Origin of the sequence: Gangjinia marincola, from assembly GCF_039523415.1 — a bacterium.
Lineage (GTDB): Bacteria > Bacteroidota > Bacteroidia > Flavobacteriales > Flavobacteriaceae > Gangjinia > Gangjinia marincola.
This window is the reverse complement of the sequence record NZ_BAAAFG010000016.1, coordinates 266,372-279,310: the sequence shown is the minus strand read 5'-3', so window position 1 is coordinate 279,310 and position 12,939 is coordinate 266,372. Positions and strand designations below refer to the sequence as shown.

At 38.7% G+C, this 12,939-nt stretch carries 10 protein-coding genes; 3 read left to right on the top strand and 7 right to left on the bottom strand.

The genetic code is table 11. From position 1 onward, the window contains the following. Both porT and ubiE read right to left on the bottom strand, forming a co-directional pair. A complete protein-coding gene (porT, locus tag ABD000_RS12225) occupies positions 1 to 711 on the bottom strand; it encodes a type IX secretion/gliding motility protein PorT/SprT (protein WP_343767994.1) in 711 nt (236 codons plus the stop codon). Between the two features lie 4 nt (positions 712 to 715). Continuing rightward, a complete protein-coding gene (ubiE, locus tag ABD000_RS12220) occupies positions 716 to 1,444 on the bottom strand; it encodes a bifunctional demethylmenaquinone methyltransferase/2-methoxy-6-polyprenyl-1,4-benzoquinol methylase UbiE (RefSeq protein ID WP_343767992.1) in 729 nt (242 codons plus the stop codon). A gap of 117 nt (positions 1,445 to 1,561) precedes the next feature. Here ubiE and trkA point away from each other — a divergent pair, with 117 nt between their 5' ends. Both trkA and ABD000_RS12210 read left to right on the top strand, forming a co-directional pair. Next, on the top strand, positions 1,562 to 2,911 hold the full coding sequence (trkA, locus tag ABD000_RS12215) for a Trk system potassium transporter TrkA (protein ID WP_343767990.1): 1,350 nt from the start codon (positions 1,562 to 1,564) through the stop codon (positions 2,909 to 2,911). After that, positions 2,911 to 4,407, top strand: a complete 1,497-nt coding sequence (locus tag ABD000_RS12210; RefSeq protein ID WP_343767988.1) for a TrkH family potassium uptake protein — start codon at positions 2,911 to 2,913, stop codon at positions 4,405 to 4,407. The genes trkA and ABD000_RS12210 overlap by 1 nt, the downstream gene beginning before the upstream one ends. 433 nt (positions 4,408 to 4,840) lie before the next feature. On the opposite strand, the gene ABD000_RS12205 is transcribed toward ABD000_RS12210, so the two are convergent. The 3 genes from ABD000_RS12205 to ABD000_RS12195 are packed head-to-tail and all read right to left on the bottom strand — an operon-like array spanning position 4,841 to position 7,946. Further along, positions 4,841 to 5,644: a M23 family metallopeptidase gene (locus ABD000_RS12205; protein ID WP_343767986.1), complete on the bottom strand. Its 804-nt coding sequence runs from the start codon at positions 5,642 to 5,644 to the stop codon at positions 4,841 to 4,843. A gap of 5 nt (positions 5,645 to 5,649) precedes the next feature. Then, on the bottom strand, positions 5,650 to 6,834 hold the full coding sequence (locus tag ABD000_RS12200; protein WP_343767984.1) for a pyridoxal phosphate-dependent aminotransferase: 1,185 nt from the start codon (positions 6,832 to 6,834) through the stop codon (positions 5,650 to 5,652). A gap of 14 nt (positions 6,835 to 6,848) precedes the next feature. Further along, positions 6,849 to 7,946, bottom strand: coding sequence for a fatty acid desaturase family protein (locus tag ABD000_RS12195; RefSeq protein ID WP_343767981.1), 1,098 nt, complete (start codon positions 7,944 to 7,946; stop codon positions 6,849 to 6,851). A gap of 152 nt (positions 7,947 to 8,098) precedes the next feature. On the opposite strand from ABD000_RS12195, the gene rsmG reads away from it, so the two are divergent. Next, entirely contained in the window at positions 8,099 to 8,728 is a 630-nt protein-coding gene (gene rsmG / locus ABD000_RS12190; RefSeq protein WP_343767978.1) for a 16S rRNA (guanine(527)-N(7))-methyltransferase RsmG, read from the top strand. Between the two features lie 110 nt (positions 8,729 to 8,838). On the opposite strand, the gene ABD000_RS12185 is transcribed toward rsmG, so the two are convergent. Both ABD000_RS12185 and pruA read right to left on the bottom strand, forming a co-directional pair. Continuing rightward, on the bottom strand, positions 8,839 to 10,998 hold the full coding sequence (locus ABD000_RS12185) for an HYR domain-containing protein (protein WP_343767975.1): 2,160 nt from the start codon (positions 10,996 to 10,998) through the stop codon (positions 8,839 to 8,841). Between the two features lie 267 nt (positions 10,999 to 11,265). Then, positions 11,266 to 12,894 carry an L-glutamate gamma-semialdehyde dehydrogenase gene (gene pruA, locus ABD000_RS12180; protein ID WP_343767973.1) on the bottom strand — a complete coding sequence of 543 codons (1,629 nt, stop codon included), beginning with the start codon at positions 12,892 to 12,894 and terminating at the stop codon, positions 11,266 to 11,268. Between the last annotated feature and the right edge of the window lie 45 nt (positions 12,895 to 12,939).

Below are 12,939 nucleotides of genomic sequence, written 5' to 3'. Positions count from 1 at the left end.
CTATTGAAATGTAAAGTTTAGGAATATTCCACGCGTTCCCATTTTTTGTATTCCGCTAGTGAATAAACTATTGGGGTCATTATCTCTCACCAATTCGTCATTTAGGGCAAAGATTCCACGTATGGATGGGGTAAGCTTGAAAAAATGTAAGTATAAATCTACACCAAATCCTATTTCGTAGAAATAATTATTTGTGGTCATTCTAAATTGCCCCGCCTGGTTATCATCAGGGTTGTCTTCATTACTTGATAGATTAATCGCTGTAGACAGACCGCCGATTATAAAAGGTTTAAAATTGTTGATTCGCTTTGTAGAAAACTTAAGGAGTAAGGGTAGATGCACGTAAGTTGACTTTACTTCTCGTGCGTTAGCTTCATCATTAGGAAAAATAACTTCTCTGTTGGCAAAAATGACTCCGGGTTCAAATCTCAAATCTACATATTTGTTGATCTTCAGATTTCCCAGAAGACCTACATTAAAGCTCAGATTGTTATTGACTAAAATTTCTTGTTGCTGCTGTCCTAGAGCGTTTTCAGCTTCATAATCAAAATTAAAATCAAATTGATTGAATCCAAGATAATAACCCCAGGTCCACCTCTTTTGATCAATATTATCAACTGTATTAATAATTTTGTCTTTACTAAATAATCGCTGGCTATACGTGGTGAATCCCAATAACATACAAAGGGAGAGTAGTGCGAGACTGCGCATAAAATTACTTTGTGGCAACATAAATTGAAGCAGATCCAAAAGTTTGAGGTTTATCTATCACATTGGTAAACCCAATTTCTCTTAAAATATTGTTGAATTTTTCTCCATACGGAAAAGCTGAAGCACTTTCACTTAGATAAGAATAGGCAGACTTATCTTTAGAGAATATCTTACCTACCAAAGGTAGTACAGCTTTAGAGTAAAATTGATATCCTTGCTTAAAAGGAAATTTTGTTGGAACCGAAGTTTCTAACACAACCAGCCTCCCGCCAGGTTTTAATACCCTAAGAATTTCTGCCAGTCCAAGTTTAAGATGTTCAAAATTACGTACACCAAAAGCAACTGTAACCACGTCAAAAGAGTTTTCTTCAAAAGGCATGTTTTCACTATCTGCTTGTATCATCTCAATGCGATCAGAAAGGTTAGCATGATCAATTTTAGTACGGCCCACATCCAGCATGCCTGCGCTAATGTCAAGACCTACTACGTTCTTGATTCCGCTAGCTGCAAGACTAATGGCTAAATCGCCGGTTCCCGTTGCAACATCAAGAGCGTATTGAGGCTTATCTTGAGTGGCTAGCGCAATTACTTTTTTACGCCATTTAACATCGATTCCAAAAGAAATTACTCTGTTTAAACCATCGTAATGTTCAGAAATATTGTCAAACATTTGTTCGACTTGTTCTTTTTTGTCTAGCGTTGAATCTTTATAAGGGGTAACCTTTTTAGACATCCATTTTTTTGGTAAATATAAAATATCTTCGACAGTTTTAACCCTTTATTATAAGGACTTGTTAAGAGCGTGTGATAAAATCATTTATCTTTACAGTCTTGAATTTTTAATTCTTCTATGAAGATAATCATTGCTGGCGCAGGGGAGGTTGGTTTTCACCTCGCAAAATTACTTTCTTACGAATCGCAAGATATTACGCTTATTGATACCGTTTCTGGTAATTTAGAATATGCAGATTCTCATTTAGATATTAGAACGATAAAGGGTAATGCAACCTCTATCTCCGTACTGCGCGATGCACAAGTGCAGGATATCGATTTGTTAATCAGTGTTACAGCCAGTGAAACTACTAATATCACGGTGTGTGTATTGGCTAAACAATTGGGAGCCAAGCGAACCATTGCCCGTATCTCAAATAATGAATTTCTAGAAAATAAAGATGAGGTTGGATTCAAGAAGTTTGGTATTGATGAACTTATCTCACCAGAGGTTCTTGCTGCTAAAGAAATTGAGTTATTGCTTAATCAGTCTGCTTTCAGCGATACTTACGAATTTGAAGACGGTGCACTTACGTTAATTGGAACTACGTTATCCCGAACAGCTAGTTTTGTAGGGAAAACAGTCAAAGAAGCTGCACAAATTTTTCCTGAGCTTCACTTCATGCCGATTGCTATACAGCGATTTGGAACACAATATACATTAATACCTCGGGGTGACACACAGTTTAAAGAGGGTGATCAGGTTTACTTCACAACCATCACCGGGGGTGTGGATGAGCTGCATAAACTTACCGGAAAAAGTAAACAGACCATTAAGAATATTATGATCTTAGGTGGCAGCAGCATTGGTGACAAAACGGCCAAAGATTTGTGCGAAGCTAAGTTCAATATCAAACTTATCGAAAGTGATAAAGAAAAGGCCTTTGATCTGGCAGATCGATTGCCTAAAGCCATGGTAATTAATGGTGATGGTCGTAATGTAGAATTACTTGAAGAAGAGAATATTCATGACATGGACGCATTTATTGCTGTTACGGGTAATTCTGAAACAAACATCATGTCTTGCCTGGTAGCTAAGTCTAAAAGCGTTCAAAAAACAATCGCTCTGGTTGAGAACATGGATTATTTTCAGTTGAGCCATTCTATTGGGATTGATACCTTGATCAATAAAAAATTATTGGCGGCAAATAATATCTTCAGGTATATACGCAAAGGAGAAGTTGTGGCCATGACTAAGCTCAACAACATGAATGCAGAGTTGCTAGAATTTGAAGTAAAAGCTACGTCTCAAATATGCGATCAGTACATTCGTGATATTGATATTCCAAGATCTGCTACGATTGGCGGAGTGGTACGTGAAGGTAAAGGCTATATTGCTTTAGGTGATTTCTTAATCAAAGAAGGTGATCGCATTGTGGTGTGCTCATTGCCCAGATCTATCAAAAAAGTCGAAAAGCTGTTCGATTAATGTCTAAGCTCAACATAAAAATTATTTTGTACATCATGGGATTACTGTTGGTTTTCAACGGTGGGTTCATGATTTTAGCTTCTACGGCCAGTTTTCTGTACGATGATGGGGTTGGTATTCAAATGGCCATTGCTTCACTCACTACGATGTTCGTAGGTACTCTAGTGATGTTTTCCACCAAGAATCACCGCAAAGAAGTTAAGCAGCGCGAGGGATATATCATCGTTACTTTTGGCTGGATTTTCATGGCGTTAAGTGGAACGCTTCCCTATGTATTTACAGATTCTATTTCTAATTTTAGCAATGCTTTTTTTGAAACGATGTCTGGTTATACCACCACAGGGGCAACTATTTTAAATGATATTGAGGTTATACCAAAAAGTGTATTAATCTGGCGGAGTCTCACGCACTGGATCGGTGGAATGGGAATTATCGTATTGGCTGTTGCTATTTTACCTCTTTTAGGAATTGGAGGGATGCAACTTTTTGCTGCGGAAGCTCCCGGTCCTAGCGCTGATAAGCTTAAACCTAGAATTACAGATACCGCGAAACGACTTTGGCTCATTTATGTAGGATATACGATATCTGAAGCGATCTTACTGCGAGTAGCCGGGATGACTACTTTTGACGCAATCAACCACGCACTTAGTACGCTAAGCACTGGAGGATTCTCCACTAAAAATGCAAGTATTGCCTATTGGAATGATAGTCCGCTCATTCAATACATCATCATTGTGTTCATGTTTTTAGCCGGGACGAATTTTGTTCTGAGTTATTTTAGCTTTAAGGGAAGGTTTAGACGAGTGTTTAGTGATGAAGAATTTAAATGGTATGCATTTGCTATTATTGGATTTACTGCCATTGCAGCAACGATCATTTATTTTAACGCAGATGTAACGCTATCATCAATCGAACACCCGGAAGTATTGGGCAAAGCCGAAAGCGCAGTAAGGCATAGCTTATTTCAAGTACTAGCTATTATAACCACTACGGGATTTGTAACGGCGGACTATACCATGTGGACGCCTTTTTTAACGATCTTATTTTTTGGGATGTTTTTCTTAGGAGGATCTGCGGGATCAACTGCCGGCGGAGTCAAAATTGTACGTCATCTGATTCTCATTAAAAATGGGATTATCGAATTTAAGCGCACCCTACATCCCAATGCAGTGTTGCCCATTCGTTATAGAAATAAATCTATAAAGACTGAAATTGTATATACTGTACTAGGCTTTTTTATTCTCTACATGTTATCCTGGGTGATAGGATCTGTGGTACTGGCTTCTATTGGATTGGATTTTGAGACAGCTATAGGCGGTGCTGCGGCAACCTTAGGGAACGTAGGACCGGCGTTTGGAAATCTGGGTCCTACCGATAATTTTAGTGCACTCCCCGCGGCCGGTAAATGGTGGTGTAGCTTTTTAATGCTGATCGGTCGACTGGAACTCTTTACCGTATTGATTTTATTGACTCCTTTCTTTTGGAGGAATAGGTAGTGAAGATGAAGATGAAATTGAAACTACAAAGAATACTAAGCAATATACATTGATAGAATAAAAAATTATTGAAAGCACTTACAGAATACATGCTCCAGTACTCATTCGTTTTCGGAAGCATAGCTTTAATAATGTCACTGCTATTATTCTTTGTAATAATCTACAGTAAGTCTAAGAGGATGAACGATCATGACGTCATGTCTTGGAAAGCATATGTTAATACATGGGCAGTTGCAATAATGCTTTTTGTTTTAGGGATTTTTTTAGTGTTGAGATAATGAGATAAATAGATTTTATCTAGCGTAGAATTGTATTCCGTGCGAATGTAAAGATCCCAAAGGGTTGCTGAAACCTTTGGGGTCTAAGTATGTTAAAAAATCCTATAAAGTATTAGATTAAACTTGAAAATTCCTCGCATGCTGTCCGCTTTAGATTACTTTTTCCTGTAATACTTCCCTTCCGTAAGCAACTCGGTTTGTTTGTTTGTAGAAATTTCGAACTTGGTAGGAATGGTTTTAGTACCGTTTATGGTAGGTACGGCTACTTCAAAATGTAGATGAGGCCCACTGCTGTAACCAATGTTTCCGCTTTTAGCGATGGGTTGATTTGCTTTAACCTGATCACCTGGTTTGACTAAAGCGCTATTGGTATTTATGTGGGCATACTCACCAATAGTTCCATCTTCATGATATATACGAATTACATTATTAAAATCTTCACAGCCCGGTCTATAGCACGTTTTATCAAACTCATCAATTACCTTAAAAACTGTTCCGCCACGTGCGGCTACTACAGTCGTATTGATCGGCATGGTAAAATCGAGTGCATATTTAGCGCTATGTGTGCCACTGCTTAAATATCCCTGGGAAAGCTTAAAAGACGCACCTGTTTCATAAGGTAAAAGGTAGGCAAAATCAGGATCAATCTCTTTATTATTGAGGTCACCGTAAAAATAATTATACGAGGATTTATAACTGTATTTTCCCTTTCGCGTTGGCATAAGGGTTGCCACATTGATATTCTTAGATTCTGCAGGAACGAGAGCTGTAAATGCGCTTCCTTTAGAAGATTTCATGTTGGTAAATTCATAACTAAAGGTTACTGATACAGGAATTACTTCAGGATTATCGACCAGAACCTCTATACCTGCTTCGGTAGAAACGGTATGTATTTTTGCTTTTTGAGCGAAAACAGAAAGTACACTTAACAAAAGAGATAAGAAATGGACTATTCGCATTCAGATCAGGAAACTGCGGCTTTAATTCGGCTTAAGGCTTCTTTAATTTGGTCTTCACTGGCAGCGTAGCTTATCCTGATACAATCAGGATTTCCAAAAGCATCGCCGGTTACGGTTGCCACTAAGGCTTCTTCTAATAAATACATAGAGAAGTCGGTTGCATTTTTAATTTCTTTTCCGCCTAAGCGTTTACCAAAAAATGCCGAAACATTGGGGAAGACATAAAAAGCACCTTCGGGTTCATTGCATTCAAAGCCATCAATTTTTTTAAGAAGATCTAAGATGAGTGTGCGTCTTTCTTTAAACTTTTCCACCATGTATTGAATACTGCTCACCGGGGCTTCTAGCGCAGTGATTACTGCCCGTTGCGCGATACAATTAGTGCCGCTGGTAATCTGTCCTTGCATCTTGGTGCAGGCTCTTGCAATGGCAGTTGGTGCGCCAATATATCCCACACGCCAGCCCGTCATCGCAAAGGCCTTAGATACGCCATTTACGGTCACCGTGCGATCGTACATATCTTCAAATTGTGCCATAGAGGCATGACCGCCTACAAAATTAATGTGTTCGTAAATTTCATCACTTACGATAATAATATTGGGGTGTTTTTTTAACACATCTGCCAGTGCTCTTAATTCTTCTTTGCTGTACACTGAGCCACTTGGATTACACGGTGAACTGTACCACAACATTTTAGTTTTTGGTGTTATCACAGCTTCAAGTTGCGCCGGAGTCATTTTGAAATCAGTATCAATAGAAGTTTCTACTTCAACCGGAACACCTTCTGCAATTTTCACGATATCGCGGTAACTTACCCAATAGGGGCAAGGCAGGATCACTTCATCACCGGGATCCAAACAAACAAGGGCAACGTTAGCCAGGGATTGTTTTGCCCCGGTAGAAACCACAATCTGTGAGTGATCATAGCTTAGGTCATTATCACGTTTAAACTTAGTGATTACGGCGTCCTTCAATTCGGTATAACCATCAACAGGCGTATAGCTATTGTAATTGTCGTCAATCGCTTGCTTTGCAGCTTCTTTGATGAAATCTGGTGTATTAAAATCAGGTTCACCCAGACTAAGGCCTATGATGTCTTTTCCTTCTCCTCGTAATTCTCTGGCTTTTGCGGCCATGGCCAAGGTAGCCGAAGTCTCAAGGCGATTGATACGGTCTGATAAAGTTTGCATGAACGGTAGATGTATTAAGCGTTTAATACCGGTTTTTGACCCATTTGCTTCAGGTAGCTAAAGTGGGCTTTTAGTGCGGCGCGAGTTGTTTTATATTCCAAATACGGCAAATCAAATTCTTTTGCTGTTGATTTTACAATTTTACTAATCTTATTGTAATGAACGTGCGAAATATTTGGAAAAATATGGTGCTCTACCTGATGGTTTAACCCGCCGGTAAACCAGTTCATGATGGGATTTTTAGTTGAGAAATTAGTCGTGGTAAATAATTGGTGTATCGCCCAAGTATTTTTCATATTACCTGACTCGTCAGGGATGGGCATATCAACCCCTTCTACCACATGCGCTAATTGAAATACAATACTAAGGATTAGACCTGCCACATAGTGCATGATAAAAAATCCTAGTAGCACCTTCCACCAGATAATCCCAACAATCATGGGAATCGCAATCCATAATGAAAGATATACCACTTTTGTAATTGCCACCGTGCTCCACTGCTTTACCTTACTCGGCATTTCACCATAAGAAAGCTTTCGCGCTAAATAACGCTTAGTTTGTTTAAAATCTGCTACTAAAATCCAATTAAAGGTGAGCAAACCATATAAAAATACAGAATAATAATGTTGATACTTTTGAAAGCTATACCAAGGGGCATGTTTTGAAAAACGTATCACTCTACCGGCATCTAAATCTTCATCATGTCCATGAATATTGGTATAGGTGTGGTGTAATACATTATGCTGAACTTGCCAATTATATACACTACCACCTAGTAAATACATGGAGCCACCAATAATTTTGTTGACCCATTTCTTGTTCGAGTACGAACCGTGATTGCCGTCGTGCATTACATTCATCCCAATTCCTGCCATCCCTACACCCATGATGATGGTGAATAGGAGCTTCCACCAATCAGATACATCAAGCGTTAAGATTAGAAAATAAGGTGCCAGGAAAACGCAAAACATAATTACCGTTTTAAGGTGTAGTTTCCAATTGGCCGTACGTTTTATGTTATTCTCTTTAAAATAAGTATTGACGCGTTTATTTAGCGTGCGGAAGAAATTTTGAGTATCTCTTCGTGAAAATTTTACTGTTGGAGTATTCATGTGGTGGTATTATCGTAGTGCCATATTAGGCAGATGTATCTTCTGAGTTTCAACAAAAGTAAGCATTGTTTTTTGAACATCTCTTAAATTTATTCTTCCGGAAAATGAATCACAACGAGAGGATGTTTACTTTTGCAGTAAAACGGTGTCTATTGAAGATTATTTCAACTTATTTCCCAGATCTTTCTGAAAATCAGCTACAGCAATTCAAACAATTAGAAGAGTTGTACCAAGATTGGAACCTTAAAATCAATGTGGTTTCCCGAAAAGATATTGATGAAATATACTTAAGACATGTCCTACATTCATTAGGGATAGCAAAAATCCAGCCATTTTTACCTAAAGCTAAAATTTTAGATGTTGGAACCGGCGGAGGTTTTCCCGGGATACCTTTAGCAATACTCTTTCCTGAAGCTAATTTTCACCTCGTCGACAGCATAGGTAAAAAAATTAAGGTGGTTGATGAGGTTGTGGAAGGACTTGGTCTACAAAACGTGAAAACCAGTAATTGCAGGGTAGAAGAGCTAAAGGAACAATACGATTTTATTGTGAGTAGGGCAGTAGCCCAAATGCCCACTTTTGTGCGCTGGGTAAAAGGAAAGATACTAAAAAAGAGTAATCACGAACTACGTAATGGAATTCTCTACCTAAAAGGAGGTGATCTTACGGAAGAACTTCAACAATATGCAGCAGCCAAAATTTACCCTCTATCTGATTATTTTACAGAAGATTTCTTTGAGACAAAGAAGGTAGTTCATCTCCCAATGAAGGTGAGATTATAGTCCTTAAGTATAGCCTAAAAATTTTACAAATAAATTAGGATGGAATAAAAAAAGACCCTAAAGGTTTCTAAAACTTTTAGGGTCTTATGTGTATACTCACATTGGATCTACTATTCTTTGATCAAACGTTTTAAAACGCTTCCGGTAGATGAATTAATTTTCACTAAATACACTCCACTTTGCCACAATGATGTGTTGATAGCATTAGATGAAGTTGTTAAGATTAATTTTCCGCTAATATCAAAAACAGTTGCTGTAAATGGAACGTTTACACCATCGATTAGAATTTGATCCTTAGCAGGATTAGGAAAAATTGAAACGTTCGCTAGATCAACATCAATTGTACTTAGGTTCTCCTCAACCGTTAACTCAAAGCTATACGTGGTTTCATTTCCAGATGCATCTGTTGCAGTAAGTGTTACAGTGTAGACTCCCATGGTGAGTTCTGTACCCTGAGCAATAGACTGTGTAACGGTAGCATCACAATTATCATTTGCGGTCACTCCAAGGGTAAAATCTTCTACTTCATACCCTGTGTCTGTGGTGTAAGATACGGTTTGGTCTAGTGGTAAACCAGCATTGTCAAATTCTGGAGCCAGGTCATCAACAACGGTAATAATAGCAGTACCGGTAGCTGAATTACCATTGCCATCCTGTACGGTAAGCGTTACAGTATTTTGACCAATGTCCTCACAATCAAATGAGTTTTGATCTAAATTTCTAAATATTGACCCACAATTGTCATTTGATCCATTATCAACTTGAGAGCCTGTTATAGAAGCTGATCCATTGGCGTCTAATGAAACGGTAAGGTCTTGAGTGATTACTGTTGGGGCAGTATCGTCAACAACAGTTACTACAGCTGTTTGAGAGGCGGTATTTCCACTGGTATCGGTTACAGTTAACGTTACCGTATTATCTCCCAGATCATCGCAATCAAATTCTATTTGACTTACATTAATCCCGTTAATACCACAATTATCATTAGATCCATTATTCACTTGTCCAGGATTAATATTAGCAATTCCATCATCGTCTAGTGAGACCGTTATATTTTGTGTTATAGCTACCGGATCAGAATCATCCACTACGGTTACTATTGCGGTTGCAGAAGCAGAGTTACCGCTGGCATCGCCAATTGTTAGGGTCACCGTATTCGCGCCAAGATCATCACAGTCAAACGTGTTTTGACTTAAACTAATACTTGTGATTCCGCAATTATCTGATGAGCCATCATTGATTGCAGAAGCACCAATGCTTGCCGTTCCATTAGATCCTAAGGAAACGGTAATATCTTCTGTAACGACATTTGGTGCAGTAGTGTCTACTACCGTAACCGTAGCGGTGGTAGATGCGGTGTTTCCACTGGTGTCGATTACCGTGAGTGTGACGCTGTTTGCTCCTAAATCATTACAATCAAAATCAGTTTGATTTAGCGATATGTCTGCGATACCACAATTATCTGAAGATCCGTTGTCCACGTCTGCAGCAGTAGTAGAAGCATTTCCACTGTCATCTAGTACTATGGTTACGTTTTGTGCTGCTGCGTTAGGATCTTCATTTTCTGTCACGGTAACATCAAAAGAACACGTTGAAGTATTCCCGCTAAAGTCTGTAGCAACAAATGTGTTAGTTGTTGTTCCAATGGGATAAACTCCACCTGATGCAATACCTGCGGTTTGAACTAAAGTTCCAGAAAACTCAATCACGTAAGGATGATTACCAAAATTTTCATCGTTCCAACGTCCATTAGCAAGCATCTCTACTTCGTCTTCATTCCCAGAGTTGTTGGGTTCACCTGCATCCCAGTTCGTATAAACTACATCAGTTTCATTTTGCCAAACAAAAGTTCCTTCGATATCACGATCATTTAAGCCAATCCAAAGAACACCCGTAAACCCAGCTGCATTAGCTTGATTTCTAATAAAGTCATTTTCTGCTTGAGAGTCAATAGAAACTAATCGATAACCGCTTACAGCAACTTCATCATATACCTCTGGCCCAAGAAAAGTGGAATCAGAAATATAGTAAGTTTTCCCGCCAAAACTTCCTAAAGAAGTAAAGCCAGAGATGTCTCCTAAAAATGCAGAGCAGTTGTCAGTGGCTGAGATCGTAAAATTGACCGTCGCAGAGCAAGACCCAGGATCTGCGGTTTCAACTAAATCTCCCGGGCAATTAAGAATAGGAGCTTCAGTATCTACCTGTGCATACATAAAACTTGTAACAAGTAGAAATAAACCAATTTGAATAGTAAGTAGATTTTTCTTCATAATAAAGAATTTAGGTTAAAGTAGATTTGATTATTTCAAAACGTAACGAATTTAGCATTTTAACGATTACGAATGAATGTGTATTAACAAAATATTAACATATTAATATTTGATAATCCCAATTATTCGGCTTTTTTCGATTAGTAATGATTAATGGTTTTATGTCTAAATCATCGCTCTAATCAGATTTATATCCAATTTTCATGGTATAAGACCAAAAAAGCCCGATTTATTAAAATCGGGCTTTTAAGAATTGCTTACACGGTATTACTCTCCTAAAAAAGGATATCTGTAATCGGTAGGACTTACAAAAGTTTCTTTGATCAATCTGGGAGAGACCCAACGTAATAAATTTAGTTTAGAGCCTGCTTTATCATTGGTGCCACTGGCTCTGGCTCCGCCAAAGGGCTGCTGTCCAACCACCGCCCCGGTAGGTTTGTCGTTAATGTAAAAATTACCTGCGCAGTTTTGTAAGGCTTTGGTCGCTTCATCTATCGCATAACGATCTCCAGAAAGTACCGCTCCAGTTAACGCATAGATGCTGGTTTCATCCACCAGTTTTAGCATATCAGACCAATCTTTATCTTCATATACATATACTGTGACCACAGGACCAAATAGTTCAGTCTCCATAGTCGTGTATTTTGGATTGGAAGTTTTGATAATTGTAGGATCTATAAAGTAGCCTTTGGATTTATCATAGGTCCCACCTGCTACAATTTCGGCATCCTTATCTTTCTTTGCCTGATCGATGTACTTTGCTAACTTGTCAAATGAGTTTTCATGGATTACAGCCGTGATAAAGTTGCTCATATCTTCTGGTGATCCCATGTTAAAGGATTCTATATCTTTTTTAACGAGTTCCAGAATTTCATCTGCCGTTGATTTAGGCAAATACACTCTGGATGCAGCACTGCATTTTTGACCTTGAAATTCAAAAGCTCCGCGGCTAATGGCGGTTGCCACAGCTTTAGGATTTGCTGTAGGATGGGCTACGATAAAGTCTTTTCCTCCTGTTTCTCCTACAATTCTAGGATACGTTTTATAGGTAGTTATGTTTTCTCCAATTTGTTTCCAAAGGTGCTTAAATACATCTGTGCTTCCGGTGAAGTGTATTCCTGCAAAATCAGGGCTATCTAATACGGTATTAGTAATCATTACAGGATCGCCCATGACCATATTTATGACTCCATCTGGTACGCCTGCTTCTTTGAACACTTCCATGATAACATTGGCCGAAAATACCTGATGATCACTTGGCTTCCAGATCACCACATTTCCCATAAGCGCTGCACTTGCAGGGAGGTTTCCGGCGATAGCCGTAAAATTAAAAGGTGTGATGGCGTATACAAAACCTTCTAAGGGCCGATATTCAACGCGATTCCAGGCATCGTTGGTTGAAGCAGGTTGCTCCTCATAAATCTCAGTCATATATTGTACATTAAATCGTAAGAAATCAATAAGCTCACAGGCTGCATCAATCTCTGCTTGATAAATAGTTTTAGATTGAGCTAACATGGTAGCAGCATTGATTTTTGCACGATACGGTCCGGCGATGAGTTCAGCAGCTTTACTAAAAATTGCTGCACGCTGTTCCCAAGTCAAATTTACCCAGGCTTCTCTAGCCTCTAGTGCGCTGGAAATTGCAGTTTCGATATGTTTTTTTGAAGCTTTGTGATAGGTTCCTAAACTATGACCATGTTCGTGTGGTGGATGCATGGTAGCTGTATCTCCTGTTCTTACTTCTTCGCTCCCAATAAAAAGAGGTACGTCCACACTCGTTTTGTACTGAGATTGATACGATGTTAGTACTTCTTCACGCTCTGGTGTCCCGGGAGCATAGGTTTTTATAGGTTCGTTTACGGCAGGTTTTACTTGAAAAAATCCTTTTCCCATAGTGATATGATAATAATTTTGAATGAAATTTTTAAACGCTTAAAG

Coding starts and splice junctions, on each gene's coding strand:
- ubiE (WP_343767992.1), bottom strand. CDS start 1,444: ATGTCTAAAAAGGTTACCCCTTATAAAGATTCAACGCTAGACAAAAAA.
- porT (WP_343767994.1), bottom strand. CDS start 711: ATGCGCAGTCTCGCACTACTCTCCCTTTGTATGTTATTGGGATTCACC.
- ABD000_RS12210 (WP_343767988.1), top strand. CDS start 2,911: ATGTCTAAGCTCAACATAAAAATTATTTTGTACATCATGGGATTACTG.
- pruA (WP_343767973.1), bottom strand. CDS start 12,894: ATGGGAAAAGGATTTTTTCAAGTAAAACCTGCCGTAAACGAACCTATA.
- ABD000_RS12195 (WP_343767981.1), bottom strand. CDS start 7,946: ATGAATACTCCAACAGTAAAATTTTCACGAAGAGATACTCAAAATTTC.
- ABD000_RS12185 (WP_343767975.1), bottom strand. CDS start 10,998: ATGAAGAAAAATCTACTTACTATTCAAATTGGTTTATTTCTACTTGTT.
- ABD000_RS12205 (WP_343767986.1), bottom strand. CDS start 5,644: ATGCGAATAGTCCATTTCTTATCTCTTTTGTTAAGTGTACTTTCTGTT.
- ABD000_RS12200 (WP_343767984.1), bottom strand. CDS start 6,834: ATGCAAACTTTATCAGACCGTATCAATCGCCTTGAGACTTCGGCTACC.
- trkA (WP_343767990.1), top strand. CDS start 1,562: ATGAAGATAATCATTGCTGGCGCAGGGGAGGTTGGTTTTCACCTCGCA.